Source organism: Micrococcus sp. EYE_212 (assembly GCF_023147585.1).
Classification (GTDB): domain Bacteria; phylum Actinomycetota; class Actinomycetes; order Actinomycetales; family Micrococcaceae; genus Micrococcus.
Genome location: NZ_JAHXOZ010000003.1, coordinates 168,269 through 190,215, shown reverse-complemented (window position 1 = coordinate 190,215; position 21,947 = coordinate 168,269). Strand labels below are relative to the sequence as shown.

The 21,947-nt window shown below is 75.4% G+C and carries 18 protein-coding genes; 9 read left to right on the top strand and 9 right to left on the bottom strand.

Translation table 11 applies throughout. From position 1 onward, the window contains the following. Positions 1–24: 24 nt before the first annotated feature. A complete protein-coding gene (locus KZX60_RS03600; protein WP_248115663.1) occupies positions 25–225 on the bottom strand; it encodes a hypothetical protein in 201 nt (66 codons plus the stop codon). Between the two features lie 281 nt (positions 226–506). Between KZX60_RS03600 and KZX60_RS03595 the strand changes: the two genes are divergently transcribed. Beyond that, on the top strand, positions 507–2,603 hold the full coding sequence (locus KZX60_RS03595) for a DNA topoisomerase IV subunit B (RefSeq protein ID WP_248115662.1): 2,097 nt from the start codon (positions 507–509) through the stop codon (positions 2,601–2,603). A gap of 208 nt (positions 2,604–2,811) precedes the next feature. On the opposite strand, the gene KZX60_RS03590 is transcribed toward KZX60_RS03595, so the two are convergent. From KZX60_RS03590 to KZX60_RS03575, 4 genes are all read right to left on the bottom strand, one after another. Beyond that, on the bottom strand, positions 2,812–3,885 hold the full coding sequence (locus tag KZX60_RS03590) for an NAD-dependent epimerase/dehydratase family protein (RefSeq protein ID WP_248115661.1): 1,074 nt from the start codon (positions 3,883–3,885) through the stop codon (positions 2,812–2,814). Beyond that, positions 3,882–6,770, bottom strand: coding sequence for an alpha/beta fold hydrolase (locus KZX60_RS03585; RefSeq protein ID WP_248115660.1), 2,889 nt, complete (start codon positions 6,768–6,770; stop codon positions 3,882–3,884). Before KZX60_RS03585 ends, KZX60_RS03590 begins: the two co-directional genes overlap by 4 nt. A gap of 15 nt (positions 6,771–6,785) precedes the next feature. Beyond that, a complete protein-coding gene (locus KZX60_RS03580; protein ID WP_248115659.1) occupies positions 6,786–7,817 on the bottom strand; it encodes a 3-oxoacyl-ACP synthase III in 1,032 nt (343 codons plus the stop codon). 118 nt (positions 7,818–7,935) lie between these two features. Next, complete coding sequence (locus tag KZX60_RS03575) at positions 7,936–10,536, bottom strand: DNA topoisomerase (ATP-hydrolyzing) (protein WP_248115658.1); 2,601 nt, start codon at positions 10,534–10,536, stop codon at positions 7,936–7,938. Between the two features lie 48 nt (positions 10,537–10,584). On the opposite strand from KZX60_RS03575, the gene KZX60_RS03570 reads away from it, so the two are divergent. From KZX60_RS03570 to KZX60_RS03560, 3 genes are read left to right on the top strand one after another with little or no spacing between them, the layout of a single operon-like run. Continuing rightward, positions 10,585–13,314 (top strand): GNAT family N-acetyltransferase, encoded by a 2,730-nt coding sequence (locus tag KZX60_RS03570; RefSeq protein WP_248115657.1) that lies wholly within the window; start codon positions 10,585–10,587, stop codon positions 13,312–13,314. 52 nt (positions 13,315–13,366) lie between these two features. Next, positions 13,367–14,038 (top strand): DUF5998 family protein, encoded by a 672-nt coding sequence (locus KZX60_RS03565; protein ID WP_248115656.1) that lies wholly within the window; start codon positions 13,367–13,369, stop codon positions 14,036–14,038. Then, on the top strand, positions 14,035–15,252 hold the full coding sequence (locus tag KZX60_RS03560) for a nucleotide pyrophosphatase/phosphodiesterase family protein (RefSeq protein ID WP_248115655.1): 1,218 nt from the start codon (positions 14,035–14,037) through the stop codon (positions 15,250–15,252). The genes KZX60_RS03565 and KZX60_RS03560 overlap by 4 nt, the downstream gene beginning before the upstream one ends. Before the next feature lie 26 nt (positions 15,253–15,278). Here KZX60_RS03560 and sepH read toward each other — a convergent pair whose 3' ends face one another. After that, positions 15,279–17,012, bottom strand: coding sequence for a septation protein SepH (sepH, locus tag KZX60_RS03555; RefSeq protein ID WP_248115654.1), 1,734 nt, complete (start codon positions 17,010–17,012; stop codon positions 15,279–15,281). 285 nt (positions 17,013–17,297) lie between these two features. Between sepH and KZX60_RS03550 the strand changes: the two genes are divergently transcribed. Beyond that, positions 17,298–17,597: a DUF4193 domain-containing protein gene (locus tag KZX60_RS03550; RefSeq protein ID WP_248115653.1), complete on the top strand. Its 300-nt coding sequence runs from the start codon at positions 17,298–17,300 to the stop codon at positions 17,595–17,597. A gap of 4 nt (positions 17,598–17,601) precedes the next feature. On the opposite strand, the gene KZX60_RS03545 is transcribed toward KZX60_RS03550, so the two are convergent. Continuing rightward, positions 17,602–18,129: a DUF3093 domain-containing protein gene (locus KZX60_RS03545; RefSeq protein ID WP_248115652.1), complete on the bottom strand. Its 528-nt coding sequence runs from the start codon at positions 18,127–18,129 to the stop codon at positions 17,602–17,604. A gap of 65 nt (positions 18,130–18,194) precedes the next feature. Between KZX60_RS03545 and dut the strand changes: the two genes are divergently transcribed. Genes dut through KZX60_RS03525 form a run of 4 tightly spaced genes read left to right on the top strand, consistent with a single transcriptional unit; the run spans position 18,195 to position 20,537 of the window. Further along, positions 18,195–18,701, top strand: coding sequence for a dUTP diphosphatase (gene dut, locus KZX60_RS03540; protein WP_248115651.1), 507 nt, complete (start codon positions 18,195–18,197; stop codon positions 18,699–18,701). Then, the gene (locus tag KZX60_RS03535; protein WP_248115650.1) at positions 18,698–19,474 is read left to right on the top strand and encodes a DUF3710 domain-containing protein; all 777 of its coding nucleotides are present in this window, start codon (positions 18,698–18,700) and stop codon (positions 19,472–19,474) included. Before dut ends, KZX60_RS03535 begins: the two co-directional genes overlap by 4 nt. Next, entirely contained in the window at positions 19,471–19,794 is a 324-nt protein-coding gene (locus KZX60_RS03530) for a hypothetical protein (RefSeq protein WP_248115649.1), read from the top strand. The genes KZX60_RS03535 and KZX60_RS03530 overlap by 4 nt, the downstream gene beginning before the upstream one ends. A gap of 14 nt (positions 19,795–19,808) precedes the next feature. Continuing rightward, on the top strand, positions 19,809–20,537 hold the full coding sequence (locus KZX60_RS03525) for a DUF3159 domain-containing protein (protein WP_248115648.1): 729 nt from the start codon (positions 19,809–19,811) through the stop codon (positions 20,535–20,537). Here the strand turns inward: KZX60_RS03525 and KZX60_RS03520 are convergent. Continuing rightward, positions 20,423–21,205 carry a TrkA family potassium uptake protein gene (locus KZX60_RS03520; protein WP_248115647.1) on the bottom strand — a complete coding sequence of 261 codons (783 nt, stop codon included), beginning with the start codon at positions 21,203–21,205 and terminating at the stop codon, positions 20,423–20,425. The two genes, KZX60_RS03525 and KZX60_RS03520, sit on opposite strands and share 115 nt — an antisense overlap. Next, the gene (locus tag KZX60_RS03515) at positions 21,202–21,894 is read right to left on the bottom strand and encodes a TrkA family potassium uptake protein (RefSeq protein WP_248115646.1); all 693 of its coding nucleotides are present in this window, start codon (positions 21,892–21,894) and stop codon (positions 21,202–21,204) included. Before KZX60_RS03515 ends, KZX60_RS03520 begins: the two co-directional genes overlap by 4 nt. Between the last annotated feature and the right edge of the window lie 53 nt (positions 21,895–21,947).

Genomic DNA, 21,947 nt, shown 5'->3' with positions numbered 1-21,947 from the left:
GCTGCAGCGCAGCCGGGGGTCGGCTCAGCTCAGGCTGGACGTCTCGTCCTGCCACACGGCGGTCTTCGGGCGCAGGGCGGCCTCCACGTCACGTGCGTGGTGAGCGCAGAAGAGCAGCTCGCCGCCGGCCTCGAGCACAGCGCGGACGTAGGCCTGGGCGCCGCAGCGGTCGCAGCGGTCGGCACGGGTGAGGGCGGCCGGCTCGGCCAGGGCGGTGATGGACACGGTGTCCTCCTCGAGTTCGGGTCTGGGGGCTGACAGCCGGCGGATGCGCCGGCTGCCCCACTCGTCCGATGGAACAGCCAGGATGGCAGGGTTATTCGCGGCGCGGGGCGCGGACCCGCCCCGTTTCGCTGGGCGCGTATCGGCGACGTCGACGTCGGTCTCCGGACGCTGCGGGCCTCCCGTAGGGCGCCCTGCCGTGTCCGGCCCCCCGAGTAGGCTGGACGGGCCGTCGCCGCGCCGCCTCGGCCCCCGCGTCATCCCCGTCGAAAGGCCCGCCTCCCGTGCCAGCGTCCTCCGAGTACACCGCGCGCCACCTCTCCGTGCTGGAGGGGCTTGAGGCCGTGCGCAAGCGGCCAGGCATGTACATCGGCTCCACGGACTCCCGCGGCCTCATGCACTGCCTGTGGGAGATCATCGACAACTCGGTGGACGAGGCCCTCGGCGGCTTCGGCCAGTCGATCGACGTCACGCTGCATCCGGACGGCTCCGTGGAGGTGGAGGACTCAGGCCGCGGCATCCCCGTGGACGTCGAGCCCAGGACGGGCCTGACCGGCGTCGAGGTGGTGTTCACCAAGCTCCACGCGGGAGGCAAGTTCGGCGGCGGCTCCTACGCCGCCTCGGGCGGCCTGCACGGGGTGGGCGCCTCCGTGGTGAACGCCCTGTCCTCCCGTCTGGACGTGCAGGTGTTCCGCGGCGGGAAGGTCCACCAGATGTCCTTCCGCCGGGGCGAGCCCGGCCGGTTCGCGGACGCTTCGAGGCCCTCCCCGGAGGCCCCGTTCGAGCCGGCGAAGGACGCCTCGCCGCTGGACGTCGTCGGCAAGGCCAAGCGCGGCCGCACCGGCACGCGGGTCCGCTACTGGGCGGACGACCAGATCTTCATCAAGGACGCGAAGTTCTCGGCGGAGGACCTGCGCGCTCGGGCCCGGCAGACCGCCTACCTGATCCCCGGGCTCCGGATCACGGTGCGGGACCTGCGCCGCGCCGCGGGGGAGGAGGCCCCCGCGGAGGAGGTCTTCCAGTACGACGGCGGCATCTCGGAGTTCGTCGAGCACCTGACCCCCGCGTCCCCCGTCACCGACGTGTGGCGCATCCAGGGCTCGGGCACGTTCAAGGAGCGCGTGCCGGTGCTCGGCGAGGACGGCCGGACGGCGATGCAGGACGTCCAGCGCACGTGCGAGGTGGACCTCGCCCTGCGGTGGGACGTCGGCTACGAGACCGTGTTCCGCTCCTTCGTGAACATCATCGCCACGCCCAAGGGCGGCACCCACCAGTCCGGCTTCGAGGCCTCGCTGCTCAAGGTGCTCCGCGCCCAGGTGGAGGCCAACGCGCGCCGCCTGAAGGCCGGCACGGACAAGGTGGAGAAGGACGACGTGCTGGCGGGCATGACCGCCGTGCTCACCGTGCGCCTCGCCGAGCCGCAGTTCGAGGGGCAGACCAAGGAGATCCTCGGCACCTCGGCCGTGCGGCGCATCGTCGCACAGGTGGTGGAGAAGGAGCTCACCGCGCGTCTGGCGTCGTCGGCCCGGGCGCAGAAGCAGCAGACGGCGGTGCTGCTGGAGAAGGTCGTGGCGGAGATGAAGTCCCGCATCTCGGCGCGCACCCACAAGGAGAACCAACGGCGGAAGAACGCGCTGGAGACCTCCACCATGCCGGCCAAGCTCGCGGACTGCCGCAGCTCGGACGTCGCCTCCTCGGAGCTGTTCATCGTGGAGGGCGACTCCGCCCTCGGCACCGCCAAGCTCGCCCGGTCCTCCGACTTCCAGGCGCTGCTGCCCATCCGCGGCAAGATCCTCAACGTGCAGAAGGCCTCGGTCTCGGACATCCTCTCCAACGCCGAGTGCGCAGCCCTGATCCAGGTGGTGGGCGGCGGCGCCGGGCGCAGCTTCGACATCGACGCGGCGCGCTACGGCAAGGTCATCCTCATGACGGACGCGGACGTGGACGGTGCCCACATCCGCACCCTCCTGCTCACCCTCTTCTTCCGGTACATGCGTCCCATGGTGGAGGCGGGCCGCGTGTTCGCCGCCGTCCCGCCCCTGCACCGGATCGAGGCGGTCACCCGCGGGCAGAAGGAGCGCGAGGTCATCTACACCTACTCCGAGCAGGAGCTCCGCGAGGTCCTCGCCCGCCTGGAGAAGGAGGGGCGCTCCTACCGCGAGCCCATCCAGCGCTACAAGGGCCTCGGCGAGATGGACGCGGACCAGTTGGCGGAGACCACCATGGACCCCCGCCACCGCATGCTGCGCCGCGTGAACATCTCCGAGCTGGAGGCCGCCGAGCGCGTGTTCGACCTGCTCATGGGCTCCTCCGTCGCCCCTCGCAAGGAGTTCATCGTCTCCGGCGCGGACGACCTGGACCGCGCCCGCATCGACGCCTGAGCCCGGCACCTCCGGGGAGGAGTCGGGTTCCCCTCGATCGCCGCACAGGCCTGTGAGGGCCTGGACACATGAACGCGACGATGAGCGAGCGGTCCTGGCGGTGGCGCATCGGGGTGGCCTCGGCCACCACCACGCCCGAGCCGCAGCCGGTGCCCGACCCCGTCCCCCGGGGGAGTCCGGCCAGGTGAGCCGCCACGCCGGGGCGGGGTCAGTGCTCCCGGTAGTACTGCGCGAGCCGGTGGAGCCCCTCGTCGATGCTGACGGACGGCGTCCATTCGAGCACCTCGCGCGTGCGGCGCTGGTCGAACCAGTGGGCCGTGGAGAGCTGCTCGGCGAGGAACTCGGTGAGCGGCGGCTCGCCGTCGTCGGAGCCGAGGCCCGCCGAGCGCACGCCGAGCAGGTTCCGCTCCCAGGCCTTCTCGATGAGCGCCCCCGCGCGGCGCGCGAGCCCCGCGGGCACCGTGCGCGCCGGCTCCGCCGCGCCACCGGCCAGGGCGATCCCGCGCACGAGCTCGCCCACGGGGCGCGGCTCCCCGTTGGTGACCACGAGCGCCTCGCCGTGGGTGTGGTCCGCGGCGCTCACGGCGGCCACCGTGGCCTCCACGGCGTTGCCGGTGTAGAGCGTGTCGATCAGCGGTGCCCCGGTGCCCAGCACCGGCATGCGGCCGGCGCGGGAGCGCTGGACGATCCGGTCCGTGAGCTGCCGGTCCCCGGGTCCCCACATGAGGTGCGGGCGCAGCACGAGGACGCGGAAGTCGTCACGGTCCGCGGCCAGGGCCAGCAGCTCGCCCTTGGCCTTGGTGCGCGCGTACGGGCCGCGAGCGTGCTCGGGGCTGGCGGGCCCGGCGCCCTCGCCCACGATGGAGGAGCCGGCGTGGGCCACGGACGGGGAGGAGACGTGGATGAACCGCCGCACGCCGTGCCGCCGGGCGGCCTCCAGCGTGATCCGCGTGCCCTCCACGTTCACGGCCTCGAACTCGCGCTCGGGGCCGGAGACGGACACCTTGGCGGCCACGTGGACCACGGTGTCCGCACCGGTCACGGCCTCCTCGACGGCGGCGGGATCGGTCACCGAGCCGCACACGTCCACGGCCCCCGGCACGCCCGAGGGGCGGCGCTGCAGGGTGGTCACCGCGTTGCCGGCCTCGGACAGCACGCGGGCCACCCCGGAGCCGAGCAGGCCGGACGCCCCGGTCACGAGCACGCGGCGCGACTCGAGACGCTCCATGAGCACGGGCATGCCCTGCGGGTCGATCTCGACGTCGTAGCCGAACCGGTTCACAGCGACCCCACCTTGCCGCCCGCCAGCACCCGCTCGGCCCAGCGCGCCACCCGGGGCCGGTCGATCTTGGAGTTGTGCCGGATGTCCGTGGGGATCTGATCCGCGACGAGGACCGCCGCCACGGGGAGCGGCTCGAGCGCGGAGCGCACGGCCGAGGCCACGGACGTGGGGGCGAGGCCCTGGTGGGGGCGGCCGTCCCGGTGGTGGCCGGCGCGGCGGGCGGGGCGCGTGGCGGGCACGGCGGCCTCCACCACCACGACGACGGCCTGCGTGCCCCGCGGGCCGACGCCCACCACGGCGGAGCGCTTCACGGGGCCGAGCGCGTCGACGACCTTCTCGGGGCCGCCCGGACCGATCGGCCCCTCCGGGAGCGTCAGCACGTGCTGCAGGCGCCCCTCGATCCACAGGCGGCCCTCGGCGTCGAAGTGCCCGATGTCCGCGGTGCGGTGCCACACGCGGCCGTCCTGGAACCAGAGCCCGTCCCGCTTGGACTGGTGGTCGGTGTACCAGAGCGCGTCATAGCGCTCCTTCAGGTGCGGCGCGGTGGCCACGATCTCGCCGAGCACCCCGTGCCCGGTCTGCGCGTCGAGCACGACGTCGTCCGCGGTCCCGTCCTCGAGCAGCGGCGCGATGCCCAGCGTCACGGTGGGAACGGCGGTGCCCACGCACACGCCCTCGTCCGCAGCGCGGCGCAGGTCCTGCACGGTCTCCCCGTCCACGTCGGTGAGCAGCAGCCCCTCGGTCATGCCGTAGGGCGTGTGCACGCGGGCGTTGGGCAGAAGGGCGCCCACCTGGCGCAGGAGGTTCGGGTGCACGGGCGCGCCCGCGGAGAGCGCGAGCCGCACCTGCCCGAGCGCCCGCCGCTGCTCCCGGTTCAGCTTCCCCGCGGTCGCCACGATGTTCTCCAGCGCCGCGGGGGAGGCGAAGAGCACGGTGGACTGGCCGGCGATCGCCGCGTCCGCCAGCGCCGTCGCGGTCAGGGTGGCCGGCTTGGTGACGTCCATCTCCGGGGAGACGGAGGCGGCCCCGAGGGCGGGGCCCAGGAGGGCGAAGGGGGCGAAGGCCGCCAGCAGCGAGGATCCCGGGCGCACCTCCAGGGTGTCCCGGACCAGGGCGACCAGGCGGCCGAGCCGCTCGTGGGTGTAGACCACGCCCTTGGCGGGACCGGTGGAGCCGGAGGTGAAGAGGATGGCGGCGTCGGCGGACGTCTCCGGCTCCGGGAGCACGGCGCCGGCGGCGTCCCGGGCGTCCCCGGCCTCGGCGTCCCGATGGCGGTCGACCATCTCGTAGAGCGAGCCCTCCACTCCCAGCAGCGCCCGCTGGCCCGCGCCGAGCGGCGCGACGGAGAGGCGGGTGCCCGGCCAGGACTGTGCACGGGCGAGCGTGAGGCCCGGGGTCTTCCCGATCACCCAGCGCGGCCGCGCGGACTTCATGGCGCGGGTCATGCCGGAGATCCCCAGGCCCTGGTCCGCCACCACGGCGACCCCGCCGACGCGCAGCACGGCGTAGAGCGCGGCGGAGAGGTCGCGGCCGGGCGGGACGAGCATGGCCACGCGGTCGCCCGGCCGCATCCCCGCGGCCCACAGGCCGGAGGCGATCGCGGACACCATCTCCTGCAGCTCGCCCCAGCTCACGGCCACGGGGCGGCGCGAGCCGCCGAGGATCGAACGGCCGGTGTCGGCGCCGGCCATGTCCACGAGCGCGGTGTAGTCGCGGTACGCGGAGTCCGGAGCGCCCCAGTCGCGCAGGTGGTCCCACAGCAGGGCGACCCCCGGCTCGGGTCCGGCGAGGGCGGCGCGCGGGTCCGGTCCCGGCAGGCCGGAGGCCGGATCCTCCAGGAGCCCGGTGTGCAGCAGCTGCGCCCACGCGAGGATCGGGAGGGTGAGGTCCCGGTCGTCGACGAGCAGGTGGCCGGCCTCCTCGTAGCGGTGGACGCGGGCCTGCGGGAGGCGCTCGCGCAGGTCGTCGAGGTAGCGGTCCAGGAACACCGGGTCCTCGGCGCCCCACAGGATGAGGGCGGGCGTGCCCGCCGCGCCCAGGGCGCTGACGCCGTCGGACACCGCGGTCAGGGCGGCGTGGCTGGCGTGCTCCTCGTCCACGGGGATGTCGGCGACGAAGCCGCCGATGCCGCCGCGGCGGTTCGCGCCCTCGTAGGGCAGGTGGTACGCGGCGCGGACGTCGTCCGGCAGGGACGGGTTCGCGAGCGAGGTGGTGACGGCCAGGAAGGCGTCGGTGGTCACCGTGGAGCCGGGGAGCAGCGGGCCGGCCAGCGCGGCCTGCAGCGGGGCGGGGATCGCCGCCTCCGGCGGCTGGTGCACGGCGGTGTTCAGCGTGGCCACGCCCGAGACCACGTCCCGGTGGCGGCCCGCCCAGCCCAGCGAGACGACGCCGCCCCAGTCGTGGCCGAGCGTGATCAGCGGGTGGCCGGTGCGGGCCAGGTCCGTCAGGCCGAGGGCCTGCACGAGGGCGTCGAGGTCGTCGATCCGCGCGCCGAGCGTGCGGTACGTGCCGCCCGGGGCCCCGAGATCGTCGGGCCTGGGCAGCCGGGGATGGGCGAGGCGCTCGGAGAAGCCCATGTCCAGCTGGTCCGGGGCGACCACCCTCCAGGCCGGCTGGCCCTGACGTGCGCGGCGCACCGTGGCCTCCATCAGCGAGCGCCACAGGTAGGACCACGTGGGGTTGCCGTGCACGGCCACGACGGTGCCGGCGATCTCCACGCCGAGCGAGGCCAGGACGGGCCCGGTGTCCGCCACGTGCAGGGTGCGGACGGTGCCCTCGGGGTCGGCGGCGGAGCGGATCTCCACCAGGCGGGACCATGCGGCGTCCCATCCGGGGAGCCGGTCGGCGGGGGGCAGGACGGCGGGGGCGGAGGGGATCTGCGGCATGGGGGCTCCTTCAGCTCACCACTGGATCTCGAGCATGGCGGTGTTCAGGCCCGAGCCGACGCCCAGGCACAGGACATGGTCCCCGGCGGAGAGTCGCTCCTGCTCGCGCACCAGCGTGATGGGCAGCGAGGCCGGCCCCACGTTGCCCAGGGTGGGGAACGTGCGGGGGATGCGCTCGGGGTCGAGGCCGGCGGCCTCGGAGATGGCGTTCGTGTGCAGCTGGGAGACCTGGTGGGTGATGTAGCGGTCCATGTCCCGCCAGCCCCACTCCTGCGGCGTGTCGTTCCACGCGTCCATGACGAGCTCGAGGCCGTCGGTCAGCAGCGCCGTGGAGTCCGTGAACATGCCGTTGTGGTCGCCCACGCACAGGCCGTGGTGGTCCGTGCCGGCGCGGGTGACCCCGCGCAGGATGCGGTGCGCGTCCGGGTGGTCCTCGATGCTCCCCACGACGGCGGCGGCTGCTCCGCAGCCCAGGGTGAGGGAGGCGAACTGCTCCATGAAGTTGCCGCGATTGGTGGTCTGCGCGTGCAGGTTCCGCACGGTGGCCTCCTGCACCCTGCCGGAGTCCTCGCCGGCCACCACCACGGCGTAGTCGATCTGTCCGGCGTCCACGAGGGTGGAGGCGATCATCAGGCCGTTGACGAACCCGAGGCACGCGTTCGTGATGTCGAAGTTCGTGGCGGAGGTCGGCAGGCCCATGAGGTCGTGGATGCGCACGGCCACGGAGGGCTCGAGGGTGGCGCGCGTGACGGAGGTGTTGATCAGCAGGCCCACGCGCGAGGCGTCGACGCCCGCGGCCGAGAGCGCGGCGGTGCCGGCGTCCGCGGCGGCCTCCTGGAAGTCGCGCGTCTCGTCCCAGAAGCGGCGGGCCCGCACCCCGGCGACGCGCTGCAGCAGGGAGGCGGGCAGCTTCAGCCGGGCGAGCACGTCCTTCAGCTTCTCGTCGAGGTCATCCGAGGTCACCTCGAGGGGTGCCTCCACCTCGGTCACCGCCAGGAGGGCGGCGCGGGAGTATTCGAAGCTGGCGTTGCCGGACACGTGGGGCACCTGGACCGTTCTTGTTGGCGGTGGGGATCCGGCCCGTGGCTGGCACGGGCCGGGCTGTCACTCTAGCCGAGCCCCCCGGAGGCCCTGACGGGATCACGGCGTCCGGGGGGAGGGGTTCTCACTCAGCGGACACCGTCACGGCGTCGTCCTCGGGCGGCGCCGCGGCGACGAGCGTGGGGGAGGCCCCGGCGCCGAGCGCCTCGATCCGCTGGTCCACCGGCACGCCCGAGCCGTCCCGGCGCCCGAACTCCACGGGCAGCGAGCGGGCCACGCCGGCCCGGGAGGCCGCCAGGGCGGGGGCGGGGCCGACCCAGGCGAGCGCGAGCCCGGACTCCCCGCGCAGCAGGCGATGGGCCCGCACGCCCGCGGTGCCGCGGCCCTTGGCCGGGTACTCGGCCAGCGGCGTGACCTTCACGGAGCCCGGGGCCGAGCCCAGCAGGTCGCCCTCGCCGTCGGCCACGGTCACCACGACGGCGGCCCGCGCCGCGGCGGCGTCGCCCTCGCCCGCACCCTCGGCCACGGACGAGGCGGGGGCGACGCCGAAGCCGATCACCGCGTCCTCGTCGGCCACGCGCATGCCGGCCACGCCGCCCCCCGCCGGCCCCTGGGGCCGCACGGCCGAGGCCGGGTAGCGCAGCAGCTGCCCGGAGCGCGTGAGGAACACGAGGTGGTCCTCGTCGTCGGCGGCCGGCGCCGCGCCCACCACGGCGTCGGCGTCCTTGAGGGCGATCGCCTCCATCGCGTCCCGGTTCAGGGGCCACTCAGGGCGCACTCGCTTCACCACGCCGCGGGCGGTGCCGAGCGCGAGGACGGCGTCGAGCGGGACGAGGGCGACGAGGGACTCTCCACGCTCGAGGGGGATGAGCGTCTTCGCGTCCGCCGCGGCGGCCATGGCCGGCGCCTCCGAGGACTCGGGCGCGGCCGGGAGGTCCACCACCTGCAGCCGGTGCACGCGCCCCGCGGAGGTCAGCGCGCCCACCTCGCCGCGGGCCGTGGCCGGGACCACGGAGACGAAGGCGTCGTGCTTGCGGCGGCGGCCCTGCGCCGTGATCGGGGTGCGGTCCGCGGTGCGCAGCACCTTGCCCGCCGTGCTCAGGAGCACCCAGCAGGCGGTGTCCGGGACCATGAGGTCTGCTCCGGCCTGCGCGGCGCCGGCCGCCGAAGGCTCCCGGCGGGAGCCGGCCGGGGCGGCGAGCGTCTCGGCCGCCAGGAGCTGGGTGCGCCGCTCGTCCCCGAACTCGTCGGCGACGGCCTGCAGCTCGGAGGAGACCGCGTCCCGCAGCCGGGCCTCGGAGCCCAGGATGGCCTCGAGCTCGGCGATCGCGTCGGCCAGCTCGTCCCGCTCGGCCTCCAGCTCGATGCGGGAGAACCGGGTCAGCTGGCGCAGCCGCAGCTCGAGGATGTGCGTGGCCTGCGCCTCCGAGAGGTCGAAGACCTGCTCGAGGCGGGCGCGGGCCGAGGCCGTGTCGTCCGAGGTGCGGATGATCTGGATGACCTCGTCGATGTCCACCAGGGCCAGCAGCAGGCCCTCCACGAGGTGGAGGCGGTCCCGCCGTCGCCCCAGGCGGTGCGCCGTGCGCCGACGCACCACGTCCAGGCGGTGGTCCACATACACCTGCAGCAGCGGCTTCAGCCCCAGGGTCTGCGGCTGCCCCTCCACGAGGGCCACGTTGTTGATGCCGAAGGACTCCTCCAGCGGCGTGTGCTTGTAGAGGGCGGCGAGCACGGCCTGGGGGTTGAAGCCGGACTTCAGCTCGATCACCAGCTTCAGCCCGTTCTTGCGGTCGGTGAGGTCCACGACGTCGGCGATGCCCGCGAGCTTCTTGGCGTTGACGCCGTCCTTGATGCGCTCGATGACCTTCTCCGGGCCCACCCCGTACGGCAGCTCCGTGACCACGAGGCCCGTGCGGCGCGGGGAGACCTGCTCCACGGCGACGGCGGCCCGCATGCGGAACGAGCCGCGGCCCGTGGCGTAGGCGTCCCGCACGCCCTCGAGCCCCACGATCCGTCCGCCCGAGGGCAGGTCCGGGCCGGGGATGTGCGCCATGAGCGCGTCGAGGTCCGCGTCCGGGTGGGCCAGCAGGTGCCGGGCTCCGGCCACCACCTCGCGCAGGTTGTGCGGGGCCATGTTGGTGGCCATGCCCACGGCGATGCCGGCCGCGCCGTTGACCAGCAGGTTCGGGTAGGCCGCGGGCAGCACCGCGGGCTGCTGGAACTGGTTGTCGTAGTTGGGGACGAAGTCCACGGTGTCCTCGTCGAGGTCCGCGGTGAGCGCGAGCGCCGCCGGGGCCATGCGGGCCTCCGTGTAGCGCGGCGCCGCGGGGCCGTCGTCGAGGGAGCCGAAGTTGCCGTGCCCGTCCACCACGGGCAGGCGCAGGGAGAACGGCTGCGCCAGGCGAACCATCGCGTCGTAGATGGCGGTGTCGCCGTGGGGGTGGAGCTTGCCCATCACCTCGCCCACCACGCGCGCGGACTTCACGTGCCCCTTCTCCGGGCGCAGGCCCATCTGGGACATCATGAAGAGGATGCGCCGCTGCACCGGCTTGAGGCCGTCGCGGGCGTCGGGGAGCGCGCGCGAGTAGATCACGGAGTACGCGTACTCGAGGAACGAGCTCTCCATCTCCTGCGCCACGTCGACGTCGACGATGTTCTCCTGCTCCAGCGGGAGGGGACGCGCGGCGTCCGGGTCGGCGGGACGGGAGCGGGACGAACGGGCCATGGCGGTGGGGGGATCCTCACGGGGTCGGTGATTGTCTACCCTGATCCTATGGGTGACACCGAGTCCGTCCGCGGATACCCGAGCCACTGGGAGGCCGACGTCGTGCTGCGCGACGGCGCCACGGCGCGACTGCGCCCCATCACGCCCGACGACGCCGCCGGGCTGCAGGACATGCACGCCCACCAGTCCGAGGCCTCGATCTACCTGCGGTACTTCACGTACAAGTCCGAGTTGTCCCGCAAGGACCTCGAGCGCTTCACGACGGTGGACCACCGGGACCGCGTGGCCTTCGTGATCACGCGCGGAGGGCAGATCCTGGGCATCGGCCGCTACGACCGCTTCCCGGGCACGGACGCCGCCGAGGTGGCGTTCAACATCTCCGACGCCGCCCAGGGCCGCGGCCTCGGCTCCATCCTCATGGAGCACCTGGCCGTCGCGGCCCGCGAGTTCGGCATCCGCCGCTTCACGGCGGAGGTCCTGCCGGAGAACCGCAAGATGCTCTCCGTCTTCCAGGAGTCCGGCTTCGAGGTGGCCCGCCACTTCGAGGACGGCGTGGTGGCCGTCGAGTTCCCCATCAACCCGACCGCCCGGTGGCGCGCCGTGGTGGAGTCCCGGGAGCACCGTGCCGAGGCCCGCAGCCTCGCCGAGCTCGTCGCGCCCGAGTCCGTGGCCGTCGTCGGGGCCTCCCGCGACCCGCAGTCCGTGGGCTCGATCGTGCTGCGCCACATCCTCGAGGCCGGCTACACGGGCACGGTGCACGCGGTGAACCACGCGGCGGAGCAGGTGCAGGGCATTGAGGCGCACGCCGCGCTCGCGGACGTCGGCGAGCCCGTCGAGCTCGTGGTCGTGGCCGTGCCCGCGGACGCGGTGGACGACGTCGTCGCCGACGCCGCCGCGATCGGCGCGAAGGGCCTGCTCGTGCTCACCTCCGGGTATGCCGACGCCGGCGCGGCCGGCCTGGAGGCGCAGCGCCGCCTCGTCTCCCGCGCTCGCGCCGAGGGCATGCGCGTGATCGGCCCCGCCTCCGCCGGGCTCGTCTGCACCGATCCGGCGGTGCGCCTCAACGCCTCGCCGTCGCCGGGGCTGGCGGGCCGTGGCCCGGTGGGCCTGTTCAGCCAGTCCGGCGCCGTGGGGGCCATGGTCTCGGCGGGCGTCAAGCGGCGCGGGATCGGCGTGTCCACCTCCCTGAGCGCGGGCAATCGGGCGGACGTCTCCGGCAATGACGCCATGCAGTACTTCGAGGACGACCCGCACACCGCCGCCGTGGGCGTCTACCTGGAGTCCTTCGGCAACCCGCGCAAGTTCTCGCGGATCGCGCGGCGGCTCTCACGCACCAAGCCCGTGGTGGTGGTCCGCTCGGACGTGACCGGCCGATTCCTGCCCCCGGGCCACGAGACGCGCACCACGCAGGCGCCCGCGGGCGCCGTGGACTCGATGCTGGACCAGACCGGCGTCCTCGAGGCCTCCACCCACGACGACATGCTGGACGTGCTCATGGCCGTGGCCTCGCAGCCGCTGCCGACGGGCCGCCGGGTGGTGCTCGTGGCCGACTCCCTGGCCCTGGACCGCCTCACCCGCGACGCGGCCGCCGAGGCCGGGCTCGACGTGATCGAGACCCTGGGCCTGGGCGACCGCGAGAACGGCATCGCCCCGCTCGAGGAGCAGCTCGTCGCCTCGGTGCGCGCGGCCGTCGCCCACCCGGAGGCGGACGCCGTCGTGGTCGTCGGCCGCCTCGGGCTGCACCAGGGTGAGGACGAGCCCGAGGAGCTGGCCCGCGCCCTCGCGGAGATGACCGCGGGCGCGGCCGTGCCGGTGGCGGTGTGCCTCACGGACGTGGTCTCCCCGCGCTACTCCGCCGCCACCCTCGGTGCGTCCGGGCCGCTGCCCGACGACGCCGAGCCGGGCTCCCTCCAGGCCGGCGTGCCGTTCTACCCCTCGCCGCAGAAGGCCATGGCCGTGCTCGGCCGGCTGGCCGACTACGTGGACTGGCGGCGTGAGGAGGCGGGGGAGCCCCTCGAGCCCGCCGGCACGGACCTGCACGCGGCCGAGTCGCTCGTGGAGGCCGCGGCGGCCCGCGCGGCGGGCACGGAGCTCGTGCGCCTCACCCCGGAGGAGACGCAGGAGCTGCTGGGCCACTACGGGATCGACGTCCTGCCCTCCGTGCGCTTCTCCACTGCGGAGGAGGCCGTGGCCGCGGCCGAGGAGCTGGGCTTCCCCGTGGCGGTGAAGGCCGTGGACCCGCACCTGCGCCACCGCCTGGACCTCGGCGGCGTGCGCCTGAACGTGGTGGACGCGGACTCCCTGCGCCGCAACGTCCAGCAGATGCGCCGCGTCCTCGAGCCCTTCGGCGTCACCGAGCTGGAGGTGCAGTCCATGGCCCCGGCCGGGCAGGCGTGCATGGTCACGGCGCTTGAGGACCCGCTCCTGGGCCCGGTCGTCTCGTTCGGGATCGCCGGAGACGCCACGGACCTGCTGGGGGACTGGGTGCACCGCGTGCCGCCCCTGACGGACCGGGACGTGGCCCGCATGGTGCGCGCTCCCCGCGCGGCCGCCAAGCTGGAGGCCACGGGCGGGGTGCCCGCCGTGGACCTGGCCGCCCTCGAGGACCTCGTGGGGCGAGTCAGCGTGCTCAAGGACGACCTCCCGCAGGTCGCTCGCCTGCGCTTCGCTCCCGTGCTGGCCTCGCCCGAGGGCGTCACCGTGCTCCAGGCGGAGGTGGACGTGGCCAACGCCGCACGGCGCACGGACTCCGCGCGCCGCGCGCTGCGGGGTGACTGAGCGCGGCCCTGCGGACGGCGGCTCCCGCGGGCCTCGCCGTAGCATGGACCCCATGACCCCGCTGCGCAGGAATCACGACTCCGGCCACCAGGACCCCCGCCACGGGGGCCGTCCCGAGGGCCCTGACGCCCGCACCGGGCACCGCACCGTGGACGCGGCCGCCACCCTGGGCGGCTCCCTCGTGCGCGCCGGCTTCTACCCGGAGCTCGTGGCCCACGCGATCGCCCAGGAGCTCGAGGGGCGCGCCGTGCTGGCGCACCTGGTGCACGTGGACACGCACTTCGACTACGACGAGATCCACCGGCACATCACCGTGCTGGTCCTCGCCGCGGACGTGCTGCTCGCCGTCCACCTCGACGACCATGCCGCCGACCCGGAGGGCCAGGCCGTGCTGGCCCAGGTGTCCACCGAGCTGGTCCCGCTGACGGCGATCGCCTCCGTCCTGCTCACCACGGGTCACGCCGATCCGGCCCGCTTCCACCCCTCGGACCCGGTGGCCGAGGTGACGCTGGGCGTGCAGTGGGCCGGAGGCCAGCGCCTGGACCTGCAGCCGGCCGGCTGCGCCGATCCGCAGTGCGAGGAGGACCACGGCTACACCGGGACCGCCGCACGGGAGGACCTCGTGATCCGCGTGGCGGCCGACGCCGAGGGCCAGGCCGCCGTGGACGGCGCCGTCGTCTTCGCCCGCGCCCTGCGCCGCGCCCACCTCCGGGCGGCCGCTTGACGGGGGAGTCGGCCCCCACCTCTCCGCAGGCGCCGGGCGGCCCGGCCGTCCCCGCCGGCGTCGTCCCGCCCGAGCGTGCCCTGCGCTCCGTGCTGGTCTCCGCGGCGGCCGCCCTCGGGGTGGAGGGGATGACCAACGCGCTCGGCCTGCCGTCCACGCGGCGCGTCGTCGTGGCCCTCGTGGACGGGCTGGGACGTGCCCATCTCCGGCGCTTCGGCGGACACGCGCCCACGCTCCGCGCGGCGATGGCGGACGGCGGCCGCGTGCTCCAGGCGGCCGTGCCCACCACCACCGCCGCCTCGCTCACGAGCCTCGGCACGGGCCTGGAGGTCGGGGAGCACGGGATCGCCGGCTACGACGTCCTGGACCCGGAGCGCGGCGTGGTGGTCAACCAGCTCGGCGGCTGGGACGAGGCCACGGACCCGCTGGCCTGGCAGCCGCACGCCACCGTGCTCGAGCGCGCGGCCGCGGCCGGCGTGGACACGGTCACGGTCTCCCTGCCGGCCTTCGAGCACTCGGCGCTGACCCGCGCGGGCCTGCGCGGCGGCCGCTTCGTGGCGGGGAGGGGACTGCTCGCGCGCGCCCAGCACGCCGAGCGCGTCCTGAAGGACGCCCGCGAGCCCACCCTCGTGTACGTCTACGCGAACGAGCTGGACAAGGCCGGCCACCGCCACGGCGTGGGATCGCCGCAGTGGCTGCACGCCCTCGAGGAGGTCGACTCCGCCCTGCGCCGCCTCCTCGCGCGCGTCCCCGCGGGCACCGTGGTCCTCGCCACGGGCGACCACGGCATGGTGGACGTGCCCGCCTCCCGGCGCGTGGACTACGCCGCGCTCGACGACGGGGGCGCGCTGCTCGATCCCGCGCTGCTGGCCGGGGTGGCGCACACCGCGGGGGAGCCGCGTCTCGTGCAGCTGCACTTCCGCCCCGACGCGGACGAGGCGGTGCGCGAAAGCACCCGTGCCGCGTGGCTCGAGCGGTACGGGGCGCACGCCTGGGTGCTCACCCGGGAGGAGGCGGTGGCGGCCGGATGGTTCGGGGAGCGCGTGGAGGAGCGCGTCCGCGGCCGCATCGGGGACCTGCTGATCGCCGTCCACGGCGACCTCGCGCTCTACGACGGTCGCCGCGTGGAGCCGACCGCCTTCGCGATGGTCGGGCAGCACGGGGCGCCCACACGCGCCGAGCGCGAGGTCCCGCTGCTCACCTGGGTGCGCTGAGCGGACCCGCCTCGGCGAGGCGCGGCTCAGTCGCCCTTGCGGCCGAAGACGATGTCGTCCCAGCTGGGCACCGACGCGCGGCGCGAGGCCGAGCGGGAGCGGGGCCGCGGCGTGGGGGTGGGCATCGCGGGGCGGCCCGGGGCAGGGGTCGACTCCGGCGTTCCGGCGCTCGCCTCGGCCTCGATCTCGGCGGTCTCAGGCTCGGCGACCTCCGCGTCATCCCGGTCGTCGGCGACGTCGGCCGTGGCGGCGCGGACCTGGGCGACCTCGTCCTGGGCGCGGCTGACCTCGCGGTCCACCTCGGCCTCGGTCACCTCGGACGACGCGGCGTCGTGTGCCCCCGGTGCGCGGCGGGCGTCCGCCGCCTCCGCCGCGGGATCCGGGAGGGACGGGCGCAGGGGCGTCGGGGCCGCGGCCCGGCGCTGGGCCGCGTCGCGGGCGATCAGGTGGGCCAGGGCGTCGTCCGAGGCGGAGTCCGCGCCCACGCGCTGTCCGCGGCGGGCCCGGAGGATCTCCAGGAGGTCGGCGTCGGGGTCGGCCGCGGGGGTGTGGGCGCCCAGCGGGGTCACCGCCGCCTCCGCGTCGTCCACCGCAGCGTCAGGACGGCGGCCCGCCGCCGCGGGGGCGCCCGCATCGGCGGCCTCGGCGTCGGTCTCGGAGGACGGGGTCCGCGGAGCCAGCGGCTCGGGGAACACGTCCCACGCCTCAGCATCGGAGAGCATCCGGGCCCACGCGTTCTGCGGGTCCAGGTGCCGCCCCACCGGGCGGAACGTCCACCGCGCGGGCGGCTCCTCCGTGGTGGGCCGGGTGCGCAGGCCGGTCGCCGCGAACTGCGCGGTCACGGTCCACTCGCCGGAGGGCTCGCGCCATGCGTCCCACTCGAGTCCGCCCGCGGGGGCGCCCAGCTCGCGCAGCCGATGCTCGGCGAGCTCGCCCAGGGTGCTGGGCCCGCCGTCCTCGATCGCATCGGTGTACAGATCGGGGCCGCCGACCCAGATCTCCGTGCCGCGCGCCTGCTGCGCCACGTAGCCGCGCTCCGCGAGGACGGGGAAGCCGTAGCTGCGGATGCGGGCGAAGGGGTTGCCGCTCTCGCGGGCCACCTGCTCCACCGAGGCGCCCGCACGGATGCGCTGCTGGATCTCCCGCGGCGAGAGCGGCGGGGCCTCCTGGGTGGCCGCGGCGCGCACGTCCTCCTGGTCGGCCAGGGGAGCGGTGGGCGTGCCGGACGCGGTGCGGCGCTCGCCCTGCGCGGCGGGGCGGTACGCGGAAGAGCGGGTCATGGAGGGGCGCGGCGCGGCGGGCTCGCCCGGCGTCGGACGCGCTTCCACGGGGGACGCGGCGGGCTCAGGGGAGCCCGTGAGGGCGGACGTGGCGGTGAGCGGGGCCGCAGACGGGGCGCCGGCGGCCGGCGGCAGGGGCGCGTGGGAGGCCGCCTCCGGCTGGAGGGGAGGCGTGATGCGCGGCGCCAGGGGGCTGGGGCCGGTGCGGCGGGGCGGCTGTTCCTCCTCGGGATCGACGCCGCCGGTGACCTCATCGCCGGACGCGTCGTCGGGGCTCTGCTCGTCGGTGTCCTGCTCGTCCCCCCGCGGGGCGTCCTGCGCGGGCTGCTCCTGAGGCTCGGCGTCCTCCTGCTCCGTGCCCTCGAGCACGAGGCGGCGCAGGTAGACGGAGAGGGGCAGGGAGTGCTCCTGCCCGTCCGCGTCGGCCAGGCGCAGTGCCCGGCCGTCCTCGGTGGGTCCGGTCAGTCGCAGCTCTGCCATGGCGGTGGTCCCTCCCACATCGTTCTCGACCGGTCCGCGGCGTATCCGCGGGCGCGGACGGCGCGGCCGGCGTCGGGCCTCTGCTGATCCTAGCGGTCCGGCCGCGGGGAGCCGCGGTGCGAGCGCGGCCCGCGGCCATTTGGTTCCCGGCGGCCCGTGGTGCACAATCTACGCGCAACGGCGCAGGATGACGGCGGGCGCTCCCCTCGGGGGTCCCGATCCGCTGCCCGCACCGGCATCGGTCCCGATGCCGTACCCCCACCAGCGGAGCGTGAGAACCACACCATGGCCACGGACTACGATGCCCCTCGCAAGAACGAGGAAGAGCTCGGCCAGAATTCCATCGAGGAGCTGAAGGCGCGTCGCACCGACACGCAGTCGGCCGTCGTGGACGAGGACGAGACCGAGGCGGCGGAGGGATTCGAGCTGCCGGGGGCGGACCTCTCCGGCGAGGAGCTCATGGTGCGGGTCCTGCCCGCGCAGTCCGACGAGTTCACGTGTGCCTCGTGCTTCCTGGTGCGCCACCGCTCGCAGGCCGCGCGCGAGAAGAACGGCGAGCTCTACTGCACCGACTGCGAGGGCTGAGCCCTCACCCGTCCTCGGCGGCCATGTGGCCGCCGAGGACCGCCACGAGCTCCTCCGGCCGGCGGGTGCTCGTGAGCCAGTACGGCGTCCGGTCCCGCTCGTCCGTGATCTGGACGCGCACGACGGGGGAGATCCACCCGCGCACCGTCACGTAGGCCAGTCCGTGCAGGTGCGGCCCGCGCTGCTGCCGCGCCGACTCGCCGCGATGTCCCGTCACCGCACCGATGTGACGCCGCTCGATGCTCGCGCGGCCCACCTGCAGCGTCCGCTCGCGCACCGTGATCCGGGGGGTTCCGGTGATCAGCAGGAGTGCCTCGATCCCGAAGAAGACGGCCGCGGCGATCAGCCCCACGACGATGTCGATCGGCGCGAACACCAGGATGGCCAGACCCGCGAGCATGAGGGCCACGATCCACACGCCCGGCGACGGGGAGAGCCGCTCCTCGTAGACCACCGGGTCAGGGTCGCCGGCGACCGCGGGGGCGGGCTCGGCGGAGAGGGGGCGGGCGTCGTCGTCGTGGGGCTCCTGCATGTCCTCCAGCTTCCCACATCCGGCCGCCCGGGGGCCCCGACGCGGCTCGGGTAGAGTCCTGCCACGTGAGTGACCCCGCCGAGCTTCCCGTGCCCCTGCGCGTCCTCGATCCTGACCTCCCGCCCCCCGCGTACGCCCAGGACGGCGACGCGGGCGCGGACCTGCGCACCACGGTGGACGTGACGCTCGCCCCGGGAGAGCGGGCCCTCGTCCCCACCGGCGTGGCGATCGCGCTGCCCCAGGGGTACGCCGGCTTCGTGCACCCCCGCTCCGGCCTGGCGGTCCGCCACGGCCTGGGCGTCGTGAACGCCCCCGGCACCATCGACGCCGGGTACCGCGGCGAGATCATGGTGCCGCTCATCAACCACGATCCGGCGGAGCCCCTCACCCTGCACCGCGGGGACCGGGTGGCCCAGCTCGTGGTCCAGGCGGTGGTCCAGGCACGCTTCGAGCCGGTGGACGCCCTGCCGGACTCCGTGCGCGGCACGGCCGGCTTCGGATCCACGGGCGGATTCGGCGCGGGCACCACCGCGCCGGCCGCCGACGTCGACACTCCCGGGAGGACCTCGTGATCTTCGGACGCAACCGCACCGCGCGCCACGAGCAGGTGACCCTGCCCGAGCATCTGCTCGAGGAGCGCGACCTCGCCGTGGCCGCGGCCGCCGGCGACGCCGCCCGGGAGGCCGAGCGCGGCCCCCACGACGTGACGGCCCGCCCGTCCGCCACCGGGTACATCGACCTGGGCGCGCTGCGCGTGCGCGCCGTCCAGGGCATGAAGCTGCGGCTCGACCTCGAGGACGCCACGCGGCGCATCGTGGCCGTCACCGTGACCGTGGGCGGCTCCGCGCTGCAGATCCAGGCCTTCTCCGCGCCGCGCGCCGCCGGACTGTGGGACGACCTGCGCGCGGAGCTCATGGACGCCCTGGGCTCCTCCCCGGGCGCCCACGTGCAGGAGCAGGCCGGCGCCTTCGGCCCCGAGCTGCTCACCCGCATCCCCGCCGAGATGCCGGACGGCTCGCCGGGCTGGAACGTGGCCCGCTTCGTGGGCGTGGACGGCCCCCGCTGGTTCGTGCGCGGCGTGTTCCACGGCGAGGCCGCCTTCCGGCCCGACGCCGCCGGACCGCTCGAGCAGGTCTTCTCCGACCTCGTCGTGGTCCGCGGCGAGGGGCCCCTGCCTCCCCGGGAGCTGCTGCCCCTGCACGCCCCGGCCAACGCCCAGCCCGTGCAGCGCCGCCACCGTCCGGCCGAGGGCGCCGAGACCACACCGACGGCGTCGTCCGGCGAGCAGCCGGCCGGGGGCGCGCCCCTGCCGGAGCGCGGCCCGGAGATCACGGAGACCCGGTGAGCCCCGCGACCGCGCCGGTGGCGGTCCTGCCGCCTCCCGCCGGGATGGTGGACCGCCTCGGCGTGGTGGTCGCCGTGACCATCCCGGGCGCCGACGACGCCACCGTGTTCCGCGCGGAGCTCGCCACGCGGCTCCCGGAGCCCGGACGGGCCGAGCCGCTCGCCGTCATCCGGCTGGTGTGGCACGGGCGGCGTCGCGTGCCCGGCGTGATGCCGGGGGAGTGGCTGCGCATCCGCGGCCGCGTCGTGGAGATCGACGGCGTCCCCACGCTGCACAATCCCGAGTTCGACCTCGTGGACGGCCCGACGGCCGTCCGATGACGCAGGAGGCACCCATGAACCGGCCCGCGACCCGCCGCGACCCCGGCGCGCCGGACCCCGCCGCCGCCCTCGGCCGCGGCGCGAGGCTCGACGAGCACGGCCGCCTGGACCCCCTGGCCAGCGTCGGCGGCTGGCGGGGGATCGTGGAGGCGTCCCTGTCCACGGTCGTCTTCATGGTCGGGTACGTGCTCACCCAGCAGGTGTGGCCCTCGGGCGTGGCCGCCGCGGGCGTGGCCGTCCTCATGGGCGTGGTCCGGCTCGCGCAGCGCCAGTCGCCCGCGCAGGTCCTGGCCGGGCTCGTCGTCGTCGTGCTCTCGGTGGCGGTGGCCCTGACCACGGGGCAGGCCCGGGACTACTACCTCTGGGGCTTCATCACGAACGCCGGCTACGGCCTCGCGTTCCTCGTCTCGATCCTCGCGGGCTGGCCCGTGGTGGGCCTGATCCTCGGCCTCGTGCGCGGGGAGGGGACCGCATGGCGTGCGGACCCCTGCCGCCGGCGCGCCTACGCGGCGGCCACGTGGGTGATGGTGGCCGTCTTCGCGCTGCGGCTGGGCGTGCAGGTGCCGCTCTACCTCGCGGACGCGGCGACGTCCCTGGGCGTGGCCCGTCTCGTGATGGGTCTGCCGCTCTACGCGCTGGGGCTCTGGCTGGCCTGGTCCGTGAGCGCGCCCTCGCCGGGCTCGCCCGAGGAGGAGCCCGGTCCGGCCGGCGCCGCCGCCGTCGACCCGGCGTCCTCACGCTGAGGCGCCGCGGCCTCCCCGACCAGGAGACGCCGCAGGGCCGTCTCGGCCGCGGCGGAGACGAGCAGGAACAGCTCGTCTCCGGCCTCGAGGACCTCATCCGGGGTGGCGGCGCGCGGCGTCCGGTCCCGCACGACGGCCACGAGCGGGGCCTCCGCCGGCCAGGACACCGTCCCGACGCGACGGCCGACGAGCCAGTGCGACGCCGGGACGCGGAACTCGGTGAGCGCCGTGCCGCCCGCCTCGAGGCGCAGCAGGCGCACGAGGTCGCCGGTCTCCACGGCCTCCTCCACGAGCGCCGTCATGATGGACGGGGTGGACACGGCCACGTCCACGCCCCAGGACTCGTCGAAGAGCCAGTCGTTGCGGGGGTTGTTCACGCGGGCGACGGTGCGCTGCACCCCGAACTCGCTGCGGCCGAGCAGGGAGACCACGAGGTTGGCGCGGTCGTCGCCCGTGGCGGCCACGAGGACGTCCGCCTCGAGCGCCCCGGCCTCGCCGAGCATGACGAGGTCGGTCGCGTCCCCCACGAGGGAGCGGGCACGGCCGACGTCGGCGCGCCGGACGACCTCCGGGCGCAGGTCCACCACGGTCACGGCGTGCCCGTGGGCGCACAGCTCCCGTGCGACCGAGGCGCCCACGGCGCCGGCCCCTGCGATGACGACCCTCATGACCGCTCCTCCTCGTCCTCGTCCGGCTCACGGGCCTCGCCCTGCAGCGCGGCCTCGACCGCGTCCCGCCGGTCCACGGGGTACACGCCGTGCACGACGTCGCCCTCCTGCAGGCGCTCGACGCCCGCCGGGAGCATCCCCTCGCCGAAGCGGGTCAGGTAGGCCACGCGGATCCCGGTCATCGACTCGACCTCGGCCAGGCGCCGCCCCCACCACGAGGGGTGGGGGACGAGCTCCGTGATGATCAGGCGGCCGGAGGGGTCGCGCTGCTCCGCGTCCGCGGCGCCGGCGGGCAGGAGGCGGTGCAGCACCTGCTCCGCGGTCCACTGGATGGAGGCCACCGTGGGCACGCCGAGGCGCTGGTACACCCGCGCGCGCTCGGCATCGTAGATGCGCGCCACCACGTGGTCCACGTGGAAGGTCTCGCGGGCCACGCGCGCGGCGATGATGTTGGTGCCGTCGTCCGCCGTCACGGCCGCCAGGCCCTGGGCCTTCTCGGTCCCGGCGCGGCGCAGCACGTCGCGGTCGAAGCCGATGCCCGCCACGAACTCGCCCGAGAAGTCCGCGGGGAGGCCGTCCTCCGCGCGGGCGTCCCGGTCCACCACGGCCACGGAGTGGCCCGCGGCGTCCAGGGTGGCCGCGAGGCGTGAACCCACGCGGCCGCCGCCGACGATGACGTAGTGAGCCATGGCCTGTTCGTCCCCTTCCGGATCGGTGCGGGCGGCGCCCGCCCGGGGACCAT